At 65.5% G+C, this 15,623-nt stretch carries 14 protein-coding genes; 11 read left to right on the forward strand and 3 right to left on the reverse strand.

The genetic code is table 11. The annotated features are described in order from the left end of the window. Positions 1–90 precede the first annotated feature (90 nt). The 3 genes from tsaB to tsaD are packed head-to-tail and all read left to right on the forward strand — an operon-like array spanning position 91 to position 2,275. Positions 91–759, forward strand: coding sequence for a tRNA (adenosine(37)-N6)-threonylcarbamoyltransferase complex dimerization subunit type 1 TsaB (tsaB, locus tag ACFI9K_RS05100; protein WP_462662513.1), 669 nt, complete (start codon positions 91–93; stop codon positions 757–759). After that, the gene (rimI, locus tag ACFI9K_RS05105; protein ID WP_462662514.1) at positions 756–1,244 is read left to right on the forward strand and encodes a ribosomal protein S18-alanine N-acetyltransferase; all 489 of its coding nucleotides are present in this window, start codon (positions 756–758) and stop codon (positions 1,242–1,244) included. The genes tsaB and rimI overlap by 4 nt, the downstream gene beginning before the upstream one ends. Next, the gene (gene tsaD / locus ACFI9K_RS05110) at positions 1,241–2,275 is read left to right on the forward strand and encodes a tRNA (adenosine(37)-N6)-threonylcarbamoyltransferase complex transferase subunit TsaD (protein ID WP_462662515.1); all 1,035 of its coding nucleotides are present in this window, start codon (positions 1,241–1,243) and stop codon (positions 2,273–2,275) included. Before rimI ends, tsaD begins: the two co-directional genes overlap by 4 nt. Here the strand turns inward: tsaD and ACFI9K_RS05115 are convergent. After that, positions 2,260–3,996 carry an Hsp70 family protein gene (locus ACFI9K_RS05115; protein ID WP_462662516.1) on the reverse strand — a complete coding sequence of 579 codons (1,737 nt, stop codon included), beginning with the start codon at positions 3,994–3,996 and terminating at the stop codon, positions 2,260–2,262. The genes tsaD and ACFI9K_RS05115 overlap by 16 nt on opposite strands. A 531-nt stretch (positions 3,997–4,527) precedes the next feature. Here ACFI9K_RS05115 and groES point away from each other — a divergent pair. After that, the gene (gene groES, locus ACFI9K_RS05120) at positions 4,528–4,827 is read left to right on the forward strand and encodes a co-chaperone GroES (protein WP_008718149.1); all 300 of its coding nucleotides are present in this window, start codon (positions 4,528–4,530) and stop codon (positions 4,825–4,827) included. Between the two features lie 97 nt (positions 4,828–4,924). After that, a complete protein-coding gene (groL, locus tag ACFI9K_RS05125; RefSeq protein WP_462662517.1) occupies positions 4,925–6,538 on the forward strand; it encodes a chaperonin GroEL in 1,614 nt (537 codons plus the stop codon). A 78-nt stretch (positions 6,539–6,616) separates the two neighbouring features. On the opposite strand, the gene ACFI9K_RS05130 is transcribed toward groL, so the two are convergent. Beyond that, positions 6,617–6,910, reverse strand: coding sequence for a WhiB family transcriptional regulator (locus ACFI9K_RS05130; RefSeq protein ID WP_027496361.1), 294 nt, complete (start codon positions 6,908–6,910; stop codon positions 6,617–6,619). A 705-nt stretch (positions 6,911–7,615) separates the two neighbouring features. On the opposite strand from ACFI9K_RS05130, the gene ACFI9K_RS05135 reads away from it, so the two are divergent. The 3 genes from ACFI9K_RS05135 to ACFI9K_RS05145 all read left to right on the forward strand — a co-directional run bounded on the left by ACFI9K_RS05135 (position 7,616) and on the right by ACFI9K_RS05145 (position 10,164). Next, a complete protein-coding gene (locus tag ACFI9K_RS05135; RefSeq protein WP_462662518.1) occupies positions 7,616–8,440 on the forward strand; it encodes a hypothetical protein in 825 nt (274 codons plus the stop codon). Positions 8,441–8,576: 136 nt separating this feature from the next. Next, positions 8,577–9,155: a sigma-70 family RNA polymerase sigma factor gene (locus ACFI9K_RS05140; protein ID WP_032376740.1), complete on the forward strand. Its 579-nt coding sequence runs from the start codon at positions 8,577–8,579 to the stop codon at positions 9,153–9,155. Beyond that, positions 9,148–10,164, forward strand: coding sequence for an anti-sigma-D factor RsdA (locus ACFI9K_RS05145; RefSeq protein ID WP_462662519.1), 1,017 nt, complete (start codon positions 9,148–9,150; stop codon positions 10,162–10,164). The genes ACFI9K_RS05140 and ACFI9K_RS05145 overlap by 8 nt, the downstream gene beginning before the upstream one ends. A gap of 95 nt (positions 10,165–10,259) precedes the next feature. Here the strand turns inward: ACFI9K_RS05145 and ACFI9K_RS05150 are convergent, their stop codons facing one another. Further along, entirely contained in the window at positions 10,260–10,664 is a 405-nt protein-coding gene (locus ACFI9K_RS05150) for a DUF5319 domain-containing protein (protein WP_032378069.1), read from the reverse strand. 298 nt (positions 10,665–10,962) lie between these two features. Here ACFI9K_RS05150 and guaB point away from each other — a divergent pair, with 298 nt between their 5' ends. The 3 genes from guaB (at position 10,963) to ACFI9K_RS05165 (ending at position 15,622) form a co-directional block, all read left to right on the forward strand. Beyond that, positions 10,963–12,486: an IMP dehydrogenase gene (guaB, locus tag ACFI9K_RS05155; RefSeq protein ID WP_222092881.1), complete on the forward strand. Its 1,524-nt coding sequence runs from the start codon at positions 10,963–10,965 to the stop codon at positions 12,484–12,486. Between the two features lie 56 nt (positions 12,487–12,542). After that, the gene (locus ACFI9K_RS05160) at positions 12,543–13,682 is read left to right on the forward strand and encodes a GuaB3 family IMP dehydrogenase-related protein (protein ID WP_462662520.1); all 1,140 of its coding nucleotides are present in this window, start codon (positions 12,543–12,545) and stop codon (positions 13,680–13,682) included. Positions 13,683–13,867: 185 nt separating this feature from the next. Continuing rightward, entirely contained in the window at positions 13,868–15,622 is a 1,755-nt protein-coding gene (locus ACFI9K_RS05165; RefSeq protein WP_462662521.1) for an FAD-dependent oxidoreductase, read from the forward strand. Position 15,623 lies beyond the last annotated feature (1 nt).

Below are 15,623 nucleotides of genomic sequence, written 5' to 3' on the forward strand. Positions count from 1 at the left end.
ACCTCGAACCAGCAGTCGTAGCGAAGGGGCGAGGTTCCGCGCACGACGGGAGTGCTCCGGTGGGTGAGTGAGCGAGTAATCTGAACCCTCGTGCTTGTACTTGCCGTCGACACCTCGACCCCCGCCGTCACCGCAGGTGTGGTGCGCCTGACGGAGGCTTCCGGTACTTCGGTGGAGACCCTCGCCACGCGGGTGCGGGTTGACGCGCGATCGCACGCGGAGATCCTGACGCCCAACATTCTCGAGTGCTTGACCGACGCCGGTCTCACCGCGGCCGATCTCGATGCGGTCGTCGTCGGCGTCGGACCCGGCCCGTACACGGGGTTGCGGGTGGGGATGGCGACGGCCGCCGCCTTCGGTGACGCGCTCGGACTGCCGGTGTACGGGGTTTGCAGCCTCGACGCCATAGCGGCCGATGTTGAAGAGCCGGGGACCCTGCTGGTGGTGACCGACGCCCGTCGTCGTGAAATCTACTGGGCCCGGTACGAGGCGGGGGTGCGCACAGCAGGACCCGACGTGCTCGCACTCGCTGAAGTCGATCGTCTCGGGGTGGATGCGGTTGCAGGCTCCGCCCTCCATGCCGCGCAGTTCGACCTCCTTGTTCACGATGTGCAGGCACCGTCACCGGCCGGTTTGATCAAGGCCGCGGCGCACGCCATCGCGAGCGGAGTCGCACCGGGTCCGCTCGTTCCGCTGTATCTACGCCGTCCCGATGCCAAGACGCTCGACGAGCGCGCCGCGGCGAAGGCTCGGCAATGACGGTGTCGATCGAACCCATGACTGTGCAGGACGCCCCTCGATGCGCGTACCTCGAGACCGTCCTCTTCGAGGGCGACGACCCCTGGTCCGAGGATGCATTCGTCGCGGAACTGGCTGCGCCCCACAATCATTACGTCACGGCGCGCGAGGGCGGCGAGGTGGTCGGCTACGCGGGCATCGCCCTGCTGGGGCAGCCGAGCCGCGGTGCGTTCGTGGTCGGCGAGTCCGAGGTGCACACCATCGGTGTCGATCCGGCTCATCATCGAAAAGGAATCGGTGGGCAACTGCTCGACGAGCTGCTACGTGCAGCCGACGAGCACGGTGGACCGGTCTTCCTCGAGGTCCGCACCGACAACGAGCCTGCTATCGAGTTGTACCGACGCGAGGGGTTCGAGATCGTGGGGACCAGGGCGAAGTACTACCAGCCGAGCGGAGCCGACGCCTTCACCATGCGTCGGCCGGAACGAGAAGGATCAGCCCGATGATCGTCATGGGTATCGAAAGCTCCTGCGACGAAACGGGAGTCGGGATCGTCCGGTGGAACGCCGGACAATGCGAGCTGCTGGCGGACGAGGTGGCGTCGAGCGTCGACGAGCACGCGCGGTACGGCGGAGTGGTACCCGAAGTGGCGTCACGGGCGCACCTCGAGGCCATCGTGCCGACCATGCGGCGAGCTCTGTCCGCCGCCGACATCGATCGTCCCGATGCCGTCGCGGTGACGATCGGGCCGGGATTGGCCGGGGCATTGCTGGTCGGCGTCGCTGCTGCCAAGGCGTACGCCGCGGCATGGGGCGTGCCCTTCTATGCGGTGAACCATCTCGGGGGACACGTCGCTGTCGACACACTCGAACACGGTCCGATGCCGTCGTGCGTCGCCCTGTTGGTCTCCGGTGGGCACACTCATCTGCTGCACGTGGACGACCTGTCTCGGCCGATCGCCGAGCTCGGCACCACGGTCGACGACGCTGCCGGTGAGGCCTTCGACAAGGTCGCGCGACTGTTGGGATTGGGCTATCCGGGCGGGCCGGCTCTCGATGCTGCTGCGCGCGAGGGTGATCCGTCCGCAATCGCTTTTCCCCGGGGAATGACCGGCCCTCGTGACGCCCGGTACGACTTCTCGTTCTCCGGAGTCAAGACCGCGGTCGCCCGATTCGTCGAGGCCAGGCAACGCGCAGGCGATCCAGTTCCGGTCGCGGACATCGCCGCATCCTTTCAGGAGTCCGTCGCCGATGTGTTGACGATGAAGGCGGTGCGTGCAGCATCCGACGTGGGCGTCGACACGATCGTTCTGGGCGGCGGTGCCACAGCCAACTCGCGAATCCGGTCGTTGATCGAAAGTCGTTGTGCAGAAAAGGGTTTGACGCTGCGAATACCCAAGCCGCGGCTCTGCACGGACAACGGCGTCATGATCGCGGCTCTGGGTGCGCACCTTGCGGCCGGCGGCGCGGTGCCGTCGGCGCTCACTGCGGTGACCGATCCCGGGCTGTCGGTTGCGATCAGTCAGGTTCCCGGCTGAACAGTCGGAACGGATCCGGAAGTCAGCGGCGCAGCCGTGTCCTGTGACGTGCGGGGTTCGACGCTCTGGGCGGACACCGCGGGCGGTGGGGACCAGACGATCGGCGGAGGCGTCAGTTCCGGTGTGGAGTCCGAGCCACGGACGACTGTCGTCGGAACGGTGGCCGATTCGGTCGGTTCCACAGTCCTGGGTTCCACACCGCTGGGTGCCTCGCCGCCGTTTTCGGTACCGATCTGAGGCACCGCCTCGGCGGACGGTCGAGGCGTCGGTGCGGGGCTGAGTTCGGTGGGGCCGGACGGCGTTGTCGGACCCGGCGTCTCGCCCGAATCGGAATCGGTGGGCGAGGTGGGTGACGTGGTAACCGGTGCGGGCGTCGTGGTTCCGGGAGTCACCGGTGTCGGCGGCTCCGCGGTCACAGTGGCACTGAATTCGGGTGACGACTCCGGCAGCGGGCCGATCGGCCATTCGATGCGCGGGAGGTCGGGAGCAGGTCGCAGCGTCGGCGTGGTCGTCGGCACGGTGGACATCGTGAGTCCGGACGGGGAGTCGTCCGACTCCACTGTGGTTGCCTCCGGGCCGACCGTATCTCGCGAACCTCGGGTGGACGTCGACGCGTCGCTGGGCGAATACCCTTCGGCTATGGGCCGTCCCGCATCGCCGGAGCCCGAGCCCACGCCCGGATTCGTTGCGGTACCGGCGGGGGACACGCTGGGGTCGTCTGCGGGGGCCATCGTCTGAAGGCCGTAGGCGAGCACCAATCCGCCTGCGACGACAGCGGCAGCCACCGCACCCGAGTAGCGACTCATTCGGCCTGCGTGTCGGCGTGCCGCCGAGACCATCGGGTAGTCATTGTCGGTCACCGACGCAGCGACCGAGGCCGCTCCCACCGCGAGCACTGCGTCCGGCTCGGGTAGGCGGACGACGCGGGCATGGAACGTGTCGGTCATGGACTTGGACAGCAGGGGGATGTGGGCACCGCCGCCGATGAGCACGATGGCCTCGGGTTCGTGGGTGCTCTCGTCGAACACGCTGCGGACGAAACGGGCCGCGTTGTCGAAGTGTGGCGATGCAGCGGTCTCGAACGCGCTGCGGTCGACGGTGAGCGGTACCCCGCTGTAGCGCTCGATCCGGACTTCGTCTCGAAAGGAAAGTTGTTCCTTGATCGATCGGTACCGTGCCGATCCGATTCCGCGGTCGTCGCGGATGTCGTCTCGGAGGTTGTCGCGGGTCATGTCCTGGACGAGATCCTTGACGAGAGCATCGAGTGCGTTGCCGCTGACGACGTCCGAACGGCCGTGCGCCGACACGGTTCCGGTGGTTCGGTCGGTGACCGTGACCGACAGACCGGCCGCGCCGAGATCGACCAGAGCGATGGTGTCGTAGCCGTCGATCAGGCCGGTGGTCGACAGGTCCGCAACTGCCGCCGCGGATTCGGGCACCAGCCGAACGTCGCGGGTGGTGTGCGTCAGCGCGCTGCGAATTCTGGCGGCGTGTTCGTCCGTGCGGTAGGTGACGGCGATTGCGTCGGGCGATCGACGCCCGGGAACGAGCGAGGCCATGAGCTCGACGGCAGAGGTGACGAGTTCACCCAAGTCGGTGTTCGCCTGGCGATCGGCCGATACGGTCCGATACTCCACCGTGCGACTGCCGTCGTGGTCGACAGTGACGAGGGCTGCGCACACGACCTCGGATCCGGTGGACACTCCCACTCCAACCCGCATGGTGCACCTCCCACCCCGTCTGCTCGTCCGTTTCGACTGCTCTTGTGTCTCCTGTCGTGACACAGCTGTCGATCGTTCTCGTTCGGACAGCCCCGTTATCGTAACGTTACTTCCGGTGTTTATGCGAGCGTTATATTCCATGCGGTCGGTTATCGGGTAGGTGTTCGGCGTCGCTCACCTGGCTTTTCGATCGCAGACCGCACATTCGGAAATCGCCGAGAACGGTGGCGGTATTCGGCGTTTCGGGCCGTGAATTGCAGCATTTTCCGTTGCGTGGAATGGAAGAAACGGCGCGTCCTGCATTGCGGGCGAGCGCCGGTGTGCGCTCCGGCGCGACTCTGGCGAACCCAGCCCTTGAGTGCTGGCACTCTCGTGTATAGAGTGCTAGTTGGCATCGAGCGAGGTCCCGGCACCCGCGACGACGGGAACTAGTTCGAGCCGTGTTTGTCAGGACCGCACGAGAAGTACTTACACACAGCTGTCCGGGGATCCGACCCCGGACGCGTACCCCATAACTTTGGAGGGCTCAACGTGGCGAGCGTGAAAATCAAGCCGCTCGAGGACAAGATCCTCGTCCAGGCCAACGAGGCCGAGACGACGACCGCCTCCGGTCTGGTCATCCCCGACACAGCCAAGGAGAAGCCTCAGGAAGGCACCGTCGTCGCCGTTGGCGAAGGCCGTGTCACCGAAAAGGGCAACCGCATCCCGGTCGACGTCAAAGAGGGTGACACCGTCATCTACAGCAAGTACGGCGGCACCGAGATCAAGTACGCCGGCGAGGAGTACCTGATTCTGTCGGCACGCGACGTGCTGGCTGTCATCGCCAAGTAGGCCACAACGCACCCCGCCCCGGAAGCCGATCTCGTGTCGGTGCCGGGGCGGTGTGCGTTCGATCGAGTTTCTTTACTCGAAGGAGTAACACCGAAACATGGCAAAGCAAATCCAATTCAACGAGGAAGCGCGCCGATCACTCGAGCGCGGTGTCGACAAGCTCGCCGACGCGGTCAAGGTCACTCTCGGACCACGCGGACGCCACGTGGTGCTGTCCAAGGCATTCGGTGGACCGACCGTCACCAACGACGGTGTGTCGATCGCTCGTGAGATCGACCTGGAAGATCCGTTCGAGAACCTCGGCGCACAGCTGGTCAAGAGTGTTGCCACCAAGACCAACGACGTCGCAGGCGACGGAACCACCACCGCGACCGTTCTCGCCCAGGCACTGGTGCGCGGCGGACTCAAGAACATCGCCGCCGGCGCGAACCCGATCGCACTGGGCGTCGGGATCTCCAAGGCTGCCGACAAGGTCGCCGAGGCCCTGCTCGCCGCCGCCACTCCGGTCGAGGGCAAGCAGGCAATCGCTCAGGTCGCCACCGTGTCCTCGCGCGACTCCGAGATCGGCGAACTGGTCGGTGAGGCGCTCACCCGCGTCGGTGCCGACGGCGTCGTCACCGTCGAAGAGTCGTCCACCTTGCTCACCGAACTCTCGGTCACCGAGGGCGTTCAGTTCGACAAGGGCTACCTGTCGCCGTACTTCGTCACCGACGTCGACACACAGGAAGCGGTTCTCGAAGACGCGTACGTCTTGCTCTACCGCGAGAAGATCACCTCGCTTCCCGACTTCCTTCCCCTGCTGGAGAAGGTCGCCGAGAGTGGCAAGCCGTTGCTCATCCTCGCCGAGGACACCGAGGGCGAAGTTCTCTCGACACTCGTCGTCAACTCGATCCGCAAGACCATCAAGGCAGTTGCCGTGAAGGCACCGTTCTTCGGTGATCGCCGCAAGGCATTCCTGGACGACCTCGCGGTCGTGACGGCCGGACAGGTCATCACTGCCGACGTCGGCCTGAGCCTGAAGGAGGCCGGCCTCGAGCTTCTCGGGCGCGCTCGTCGCGTCGTCGTCACCAAGGACGACACGACCATCGTCGACGGTGCGGGTTCCCAGGAAGACATCGATGCTCGCGTCGGCCAGTTGCGCCGCGAAATCGAGAACACCGAGTCCGAGTGGGATCGCGAGAAGCTCGAAGAGCGGCTTGCGAAGCTCTCGGGCGGCATCGCCGTCATCAAGGTCGGCGCAGCCACCGAAACCGAGCTCAAGGAACGCAAGTTCCGCGTCGACGACGCAGTAGCAGCAGCCAAGGCGGCCGTCGAAGAGGGCATCGTCCCCGGCGGCGGCTCCGCTCTGACGCAGGCAGCGTTGTCGTTGTCCGATGATCTCGGACTGACCGGCGACGAAGCGACCGGTGTCGCCGTGGTGCGCGCTGCGCTCAACGCACCGCTGTTCTGGATCGCCACCAACGCCGGCATCGACGGTTCTGTCGTCGTCAGCAAGGTGGCCGAGCTGCCGAAGGGACACGGATTCAACGCCGCGACCCTGACGTACGGTGACCTGCTGGCAGACGGCGTCGTCGACCCCGTGAAGGTGACCCGGTCCGCCGTGGTCAATGCCGCGTCGGTTGCACGGATGATCCTGACGACGGAGAGCTCGATCGTGGAGAAGCAGGAAGAGGCCGTCGAGCCTGCTGCCGGGCACGGTCACGCTCACTGACGATCGGTAGAACGACGAAGCCCCCAACCCGTCTCGGGTTGGGGGCTTCGTCGTGTGTGTACTCGCGAGTTGTGGCGCTCACACCGCGATGCGGCGACGGTTGTGACGTGCGTGGAGCTCTCGCTCGGTTTCGGACATCCCGCCCCAGATGCCGTACGGCTCGCTGACGTTGAGCGCGTGAGTGCGGCATTGCGCGAGCACGGGGCAGCTGCGGCACATTTCCTTGGCGCGCATCTCGCGCTGTGCTCGTGCGCGGCCTCGCTCGCCGTCCGGGTGGAAGAACATGGACGAGTCGACTCCACGGCACAGGCCGTGCATCTGCCAATCCCAAATATCGGCGTTCGGCCCAGGGAGGTGATTCGGCTGCGGCATGAAAACTCCTAGGGTGGTGTGGCTTCTCGAATTCGTGATCCGAATGCCGACAACGTTATGTGGGTCGAGGAAATCGAGTCAATAGTTCTTCGTCGTGGGCAAATGCATAGTTATGGGACCAAGAATTAACACAGGCGATATTTACTTGGGCCTTCCCTCGTGCGTGCTCTTCCTGTTGAAGAATCCGCCGACAGGGGAGACGATAGGGGAAGTCGCGGCCCTGGGCACTTCTCGCCGATGCCCTTCTCCGGTGCCGGGAACGATGGGCCAGGTGGACTACTCGTCCTTCCGTACGCGATGAATACTGCTGGTCGAGGGCTCGAGTCGGCGTCGGCGCGCCGTTTTTCAGCGGGTATTCGACGCGGCGTTCGCGGTGGGAACGACGCCGTACGGTGACGGACTCACTAAGGGCGTTTCGAAGGCCGGGGGAGTCCGGGAAGAGCGCGGTGCCCGCGCGCGGGGCTCGGCGAATCGATACGGCGTTTAACCTATTCGCCACACAGCGTTCAGATTGTCGTTTCCTGCGAGGTCCTTTCATTCATTGTTAATTCCTTGAAAACTGCATTTCGTTCAGGGAAGACAAGCCGCATCCGGTGCCGGAGACAGGGTGTGAATCCTCGCTGCACGACGTCGTTTCCGGGTCGTCGTACCGTTACCCCCGCAGCGAGAGTCCGACGCCGTCGAGCAAGGCTCTACCCTTGCCTCGTGTCAGCAGAGCAGATCTCGGTGACCGCGACGCCGTCCGGACTCCGCAACGTCGCCTTCGGTTCCGACCCGGGGCGATTCCCGCTACCCGCGGCGACCGATCCGCGCGAGAGTTGGCACCGCAGTGTGGCGTTGGCAGGTCAAGGTCGGTACGGTGCCGCGGACGTCGAGTTGAGGCGGCACCGGCCTCATACCCCCGAACTCGAGTCGCTGCACGCCTCGACCAGAGCGTCATGGCTGCGCCAACTGGGTAGGCACGAGCGAGCGCGCCACTTCGACGGCAGAGCGGTGTTTCTGATCCGTCTCACCGGACCTCCGAGATCGCAGGACTCGGTCGAAGCCCGTAGCGATGCATTGGTCGGCCTCGCTGCCGACGCGCTCGGCATCGGGCGGTTCGAGTTGGCGCAGACGCTGCTCGCGCGCAGCGAGAAGCATCGGCACGGGCCGAACGGTGAGGGCCTGTGGCGACCGGCTCTACGGGCCGCGTGGGTATCGGCCGAACTGGCGATGATGCGCGGCGACGGCCCCGGTGCCGTCCGACACGCCGAATCCGCACAGGCGCTCGCCAACGATGCCGATTCGTTACGCCACAGGATCAAGACGGACCTCGTACTTGCGGCCGCGCTCAGTTGCGCGGGGCAGACCACCCGCGCACACGAATCGTCGCTACAGGTGGTCGACGCTGCGGCTACGCACGGTCTGCTGCCGCTGCGGTGGGCCGCGACGATGCTGTGCGAGGGAACCGGAATCGCCGCCGAAGGGCTGGTGGCTTCCGTCGATCTGGCCGCCGTGATCCGTCGTCTGGGTGCTTCGTCGATCGACTGACCAGCAACGCGGTCGGAGACGGACCGAGTGGTTCGGTTGGTCGGGGTGGGTGTCGCTATCCTTGGTCACGTTCCACCACCACGTGGAAGCGCTCCCAGGCGGGTGCGTACCTGTAACGCGGGGAAAATTGTCGACGATGAACACAGCGGGTGAGGAGTTGGACTCTTTCGTCGTTGCCGCAGCGCAAGGCGATCGACTGGCTCTGTCCCGGGTCTTGGAGTTCATCCGACCACTCGTAGTCCGGTACTGCCGGGCGCGAGTCGGATCGGCCGAACGCGGTCAGCTATCGGCCGACGACGTGGCGCAGGAGGTCTGTTTGGCAGTCATGACCGCCTTGCCGCGTTACCAGGACCAAGGTCGTCCGTTCATGGCATTCGTGTACGGCATCGCGGCTCACAAGGTCGCCGATGCCCATCGCAGCGCCTCGCGTAACAAATCGGACCCGGCCGCCGAAGTACCAGATGTCGTGTCGATGGAACACGGACCGGAGCAACGTGCTCTCGAATCCGAGTCGAGTCGTCAGATGACTGCCCTGCTGGACACCTTGCCCGCCAAGCACCGAGAAATCCTGGTGCTCCGACTCATCGTCGGATTGTCGGCCGAGGAAACAGCCGCGGCAGTCGGCAGCACTGCAGGCGCTATCCGCGTGGCTCAGCACCGAGCTATCGCAAAACTGAAGAACGAAGTTGTGAGAGCAGGTGAAATGTATGGCTAGGGACAATGGTCACGGTGGCTCCGGCGAGACCCCGCGTCGCGGAATCTCGCGAATCGGTGAGCAAGTGAACCCCACTGGACCGAAGCAGAACGATCCCTATGCCGACATCGGCGCAGACGGTGGTCCCGTGGACCTCGTCGCCGTACGTCGTGACGATGCGTTCATCGACGCGATCAGTGGTGACGGACCGATCGCCACCGATGACGCGGACGAATACCAACTTGCCCTTCTACTCGCGAACTGGCGAGCAGAAGTGGTGTCGCCGGCGATGCCCGCCGGCCCTTCCCTCGACGTGGTCGTGGCCTCGGTGGAGCGCGAGAAGCTCGCCGCCGACATGTCGCGTAGGAGCTCGGCGAATCGTGGTGGACGAATGCGTCTGCTGCGTCCCATCGCCGGAGCTGCTGCCGCGATCGCTGTGGTGATGGGTGGCTTGGTGGTCATCTCCTACAACTCGACGCCCGACGATCCGCTGTGGAGCGTCAAGTCCGTCGTGTTCTCCGAGCAAGCCGATTCGACTGTGGCGCAGATCGATACGACGTCCAAGCTGCAGGAGGCCGAGAACCTCCTGTCGTCGGGTGACGCCGATGCGGCTCGGGCTCTGCTGGACGGTGCATCCGATCGCAGCTCTGCTGTGTTGGACGGTTCCCAGCGCGCCGAGCTCGACCAGTGGTTGGCGCGGCTGTTGCAGGAGCTCGAGGCGTTGACAGTGCCCGCACCGATCCCGGCCCCGGCGGCGGTTCCCAGCCTGCCTGCTCCCGCACCGAGCACAGACGCGATAGCTCCTCAGGCTCCGGTGGACGCAGTGGTGCCGGACACCAGCGCGGCCCCGATCACGCCGAACCCGGAAACGACCACACCGGTCAGTCCTCCGGTGACGACGAGCCCGAGTCCTACCACGACGGACGTCACGCCGACCGCTGTTCCGGACCCGAACGAACCTACGGCTACCGCCGGTGGCAGTACATCGGAGAATCGCGATCGCATGTCGGTTCCGTCCGGCGGAAGCTGAGCGAGAACCGAACTGCTCCACCGACTCCGGTCACGAAGAAGCCCGACACGATCATCGTGTCGGGCTTCTTCGTTACGAGGTGGTCGGACGTGAACTCAGCTGTCGAAACCGTCGCCGTGCAGAGCGTCGTTCATGGAGGCGTCCGCGAAACCGCGGCAGTAGTCCCAGGTGACGTACGCGTCGGGAACGGGGTCGTATGCCGGCTCGTGTGGTCTCACGGTGCCGTCGACCAGTAGCTGCAGCAGGTTCGCACGCAGCATGTCCCAGTCGTGGTAATGGTCCTGCTGGCAGTCCTCGCAGCACACGACGAGCCCGCGGATACCGCGGTGGCCCAGCAGTGCTTCGTAAACAGCGAGGTCCGCCAGATCTTCCTCTACGGCCAGCCGTTCCTGGGGATCGAGGGGTTGGCCCGGCTCGATGGCGTCGAGGGCGGCCGACGGGTCGGCGGGGTCTCCGGCGAAGGGGTCCGGGGGTAAACCGGGAGGCAGTTGATCGCGCACGCCTCCACGGTACGCAGGATTGGTGGGTCTGCGCCAGCCGTTCGAACGCGACATGCCGGACGTGAACGCCGTGGACACCTGCCGATTGTCGAGATCAGCGGGCCCAGGACAGGCCGTAGTGGGAGGCATTCGCACTGGTGGTGCCCTAGCCGATACCATGGTTCCCGGCGCTGAACAGATGAGTGCAAGTGCCGAAACTCCATCCGTTCTCCAACACCGCACGTGGTGCGCCTGCGAGCTCTCACCGGCCGCACGCCGCGCCGAAGTGCAACCAGGCTCCAGGGAGGGCCAGATCCGCATGAGTAGTCCCGGAGCCCACGTCCGCACAGGCGGCGACGATCCCAACAAGGTCGCAATGCTCGGCCTCACGTTCGATGACGTCCTGCTGCTGCCGGCCGCTTCGGATCTGATCCCCAGCTCGGTCGACACGTCCAGTCAGATCACCCGTGACATTCGCTTGCGGGTGCCGTTGGTCAGCTCGGCCATGGATACCGTCACCGAGGCGCGGATGGCCATCGCGATGGCCCGCGCGGGCGGAATGGGCGTACTGCACCGCAACCTGTCGTTGCAGGATCAGGCCTCCCAGGTCGAAACCGTCAAGCGCTCCGAAGCCGGCATGGTCACCGACCCGGTCACGTGCAAGCCCACCGATTCGTTGGCCGAGGTCGACGCGATGTGCGCGCGTTTCCGCATCTCGGGATTGCCCGTCACCGACGAGACCGGCGCGCTGGTCGGCATCATCACCAACCGCGACATGCGCTTCGAGGTGGATCAGAACCGCCGCGTCGCCGATGTCATGACCAAGGCTCCGCTCATCACCGCGCAGGAGGGCGTCACCGCCGAGGCTGCCCTCGGCCTGTTGCGTCGCCACAAGATCGAGAAGCTTCCGATCGTGGACGGCAAGGGCGCGCTCACCGGTCTCATCACGGTCAAGGACTTCGTCAAGACGGAACAGCACCCCAACGCCACCAAGGACCGTGACGGCAGATTGCTCGTCGGTGCCGCTGTAGGCGTCGGGCAGGATGCTTGGGCACGTTCGATGGCGTTGACCGATGCCGGGGTCGACGTCGTCATCGTCGACACCGCGCACGGCCACAACTCGCAGGTGCTCGAGATGGTCAGCAAGCTCAAGGCCGAGGTCGGCGATCGGGTTCAGGTCGTCGGCGGAAACGTCGCCACTCGCGCAGGCGCACTCGCCCTCGTCGAGGCCGGTGCAGACGCGGTGAAGGTCGGCGTCGGACCAGGATCGATCTGCACCACCCGCGTGGTCGCAGGTGTCGGTGCCCCGCAAATCACTGCCATCCTCGAAGCCGTCGCGGCGTGCAAGCCGCACGGTGTGCCGGTCATCGCCGACGGCGGTATGCAGTTCTCCGGCGATATCGCCAAGGCGCTCGCCGCCGGGGCGTCGACCGCCATGCTCGGATCGTTGCTGGCCGGTACCGCCGAATCGCCGGGTGAGCTGATCCTCGTGGGCGGCAAGCAGTTCAAGAGCTACCGCGGAATGGGTTCTCTCGGGGCCATGCAGGGACGCGGAGGAGCGAAGTCGTTCTCCAAGGACCGCTACTTCCAGGACGACGTGCTGGCCGAGGACAAGCTGGTGCCCGAGGGCATCGAAGGCCGTGTCCCGTATCGCGGACCGTTGAACCAGGTCATTCACCAGCTCACCGGTGGTCTGCGAGCTGCGATGGGCTACACCGGGTCCAACTCGATCGAAGACCTGCAGAAGGCTCAGTTCGTGCAGATCACTGCGGCGGGGCTCAAGGAGAGCCACCCGCACGACATCACGATGACCGCAGAGGCCCCGAACTACACCACCCGATAGTCGACTCGGCTCCATTCGGCCGACTCGATTCGCTCTCGAAGTAGAAAGGTGCGCGCGTGCGCGACCTCGTTGAAATCGGCATGGGCAGAGAAGCCCGCCGCACCTACCAGCTGGACGACGTCGACATCGTGCCGTCCCGTCGTACTCGGTCGTCGAAGGAGGTGTCGACGGCGTGGCAACTCGACGCGTATCGGTTCGACATCCCGGTGCTCGCCCATCCGACCGATGCTCTGGTCTCGCCCGCGTTCGCGATCGAGTTGGGTCGTCAGGGTGGACTCGGGGTGATCAACGGTGAGGGGCTGTGGGCCCGCCACTCCGACGTGCAGGCCAAGTTGGATCAGTTGATCCATATCGCCGAGACCGATCTCGATCCCGACGCGCCCATCGCATTCCTCCAAGAACTGCATGCTGCTCCGCTGCAGCCGGATCTGTTGGCTGCTGCGGTAGGTCAGGTCCGTGATTCCGGGGTGACCGTCGCGGTGCGAGTGAGCCCGCAGAACGCCCGAGCACTGACGCCCGCCCTCGTGGCGGCGGGACTGGATCTACTGGTAATCCAGGGCACCATCATTTCGGCCGAGCACGTGGCACACGGTGACGAGGAGCCGCTCAACCTCAAGACGTTCATCGCCGAACTCGACGTTCCCGTCATCGCCGGCGGCGTCAGTGATCACCGCACCGCACTGCACCTGATGCGTACCGGGGCGGCGGGTGTCATCGTCGGTTACGGCTCCGTCGAAGGCGGCACCACCACCGGCGAGGTACTCGGTATCGGCGTTCCGATGGCCACCGCGATCGCCGATGCGGCGGCCGCACGTCGCGACTACCTGGACGAGACGGGTGGGCGTTACGTGCACGTCATCGCCGACGGCGACATCACCACCTCCGGTGCGTTGGCCAAGGCCATCGCGTGCGGTGCCGATGCTGCGGTTCTCGGTGCCCCGTTGGCCGTCGCCGCGGAGGCTCCCGGCGGTGGCTGGTACTGGCCGTCCGCTGCGGCGCACCCGTCGATGCCTCGTGGTGCGTTGCTGCCGATGTCGGCCGGAGAGCGTCCGAGCCTCGATCAGGTGCTGCACGGGCCGTCGCGCGAGTCCTACGGGTCGATCAATCTCGTCGGCGGACTGCGTCGGTCGATGGCGAAGTCGGGTTACTCCGATCTCAAGGAATTCCAGAAGGTGGGCCTGAACGTCAGGGCCTGATCCAGCGTGCTCGTCAGGGCGCGCACTCCTCTCACATGGGGGTGCGCGCCCTTTCTGCTGCGTGCGGTCGACATAAGTCCACCCTGGGTTGGTGATACCTCCGGTAACAGCTAGAATCGCTTGTGGCGGTAGTCACACGTCGGTGTGCATACTGTTCGACAGCATCGGATGTAGCGGAGGTCACCATGGGTTCAGCTGGACGCGCAACGGACTACGACGTTCTCGTCGTCGGCTCGGGCTTCGGTGGAAGCGTCACCGCGCTTCGGCTGGTGGAGAAGGGATACCGCGTCGGGATCCTCGAGGCCGGGCAGCGATTCGAGGACAAGGACTTCGCCAAGAACAGCTGGGATCTCAAGCGCTTCCTGTGGGCACCGAAGCTGGGCCTCTACGGTATTCAGCGCGTGCACCTGTTGCGCGATTGCCTCATCCTCGCCGGTGCCGGCGTCGGCGGCGGTTCACTGAACTACGCGAACACCCTGTACAAGCCCCAGGCTCCGTTCTTCGAGGACAAGCAGTGGGCCCACATCACCGACTGGAGCAGTGAGCTCTCCCCGTTCTACGACCAGGCCACGCGCATGCTCGGCGTCGTACGCAACCCGCACATGACCCCGGCCGACGAGGTGATGAAGTCGGTGGCCGAAGACATGGGCGTCGCCGATACCTTCATTCAGACCCCGGTGGGCGTCTTCTTCGGCGACGAGCCCGGCAAGACCGTTCCGGACCCGTACTTCGGCGGTGCCGGCCCCGACCGCACCGGCTGCATCGAGTGCGGCGAGTGCATGACGGGGTGCCGTCACGGAGCCAAGAACACCCTGCTGAAGAATTATCTCGGGCTGGCCGAACGCGCGGGAGCCGAAATCGTCCCGATGACGACGGTCACCGGCCTGCATCCTCGGTCCGACGGCACCTGGGACGTCGACACCGAGCGCACCGGAGCGCGGCTACGCAAGGGGCGAAAGACGTACAGCGCCGCGAATGTCGTTCTGGCAGCAGGCACGTGGGGCACACAGAACCTGCTGCACAAAATGAAGGACACGGGCGCGCTGCCCAAGTTGTCTGACACTCTCGGCGAGCTGACCCGCACCAACTCGGAGTCGATCGTCGGGGCGGCCAAGCTGGCGGTCGATCCGAACATGGATCTCACGCGCGGAGTCGCCATCACGTCCTCGTTCCACCCCAGCCCCAACACCCACATCGAACCGTGCCGCTACGGCAAGGGCTCCAACGCGATGGGCATGCTGCAGACCTTGATGACCGACGGCGGGGGCAGGATTCCGCGGTGGCTCAAGTTCGTGTTCGCGCTCATCGCACATCCGGTGCAGTTCGTTCGAGTGGTCAACGTTCGGCACTGGAGCGAGCGCACCATCATCGCTCTGGTGATGCAGAACCTCGACAATTCGATCACCACGTTCACCAAGCGTGGGCCGTTCGGCCGCAAGATCTCCAGCAGGCAAGGCCACGGTGAGCCGAACCCGACGTGGATCCCCGAGGGCAACGACGCCACCCGACGCATCGCCAAGAAGATCGGCGGCGTCGCAGGCGGCACGTGGGGAGAGCTGTTCAACATCCCGCTCACCGCACACTTCCTCGGCGGCTGCGCCATTGCCTCCGATTCTGCGCACGGTGTCATCGATCCCTACCACCGCGTTCACGGATACCCGACGCTGAGTGTGGTCGACGGTGCGGCAGTGTCGGCCAACCTGGGCGTCAACCCGTCGCTGACCATCAGCGCGCAGGCCGAGCGGTCCGCAGCGTTGTGGCCGAACAAGGGCGAGCTGGATCTGCGTCCGGCGCAGGGTCTTCCGTATCAGCGGCTCGACCCGATCGCACCGAACTCGCCCGTGGTTCCGGTCGATGCTCCGGGTGGTCTGAGGCTGCCGATCGTCGAGATCAGGTCCGGCTCTGCGGCGATGCACGTCGAGCATTCGGGTGTTGCGTGAG

The sequence above is a fragment of the Rhodococcus sp. PSi06 genome (assembly GCF_054960675.1).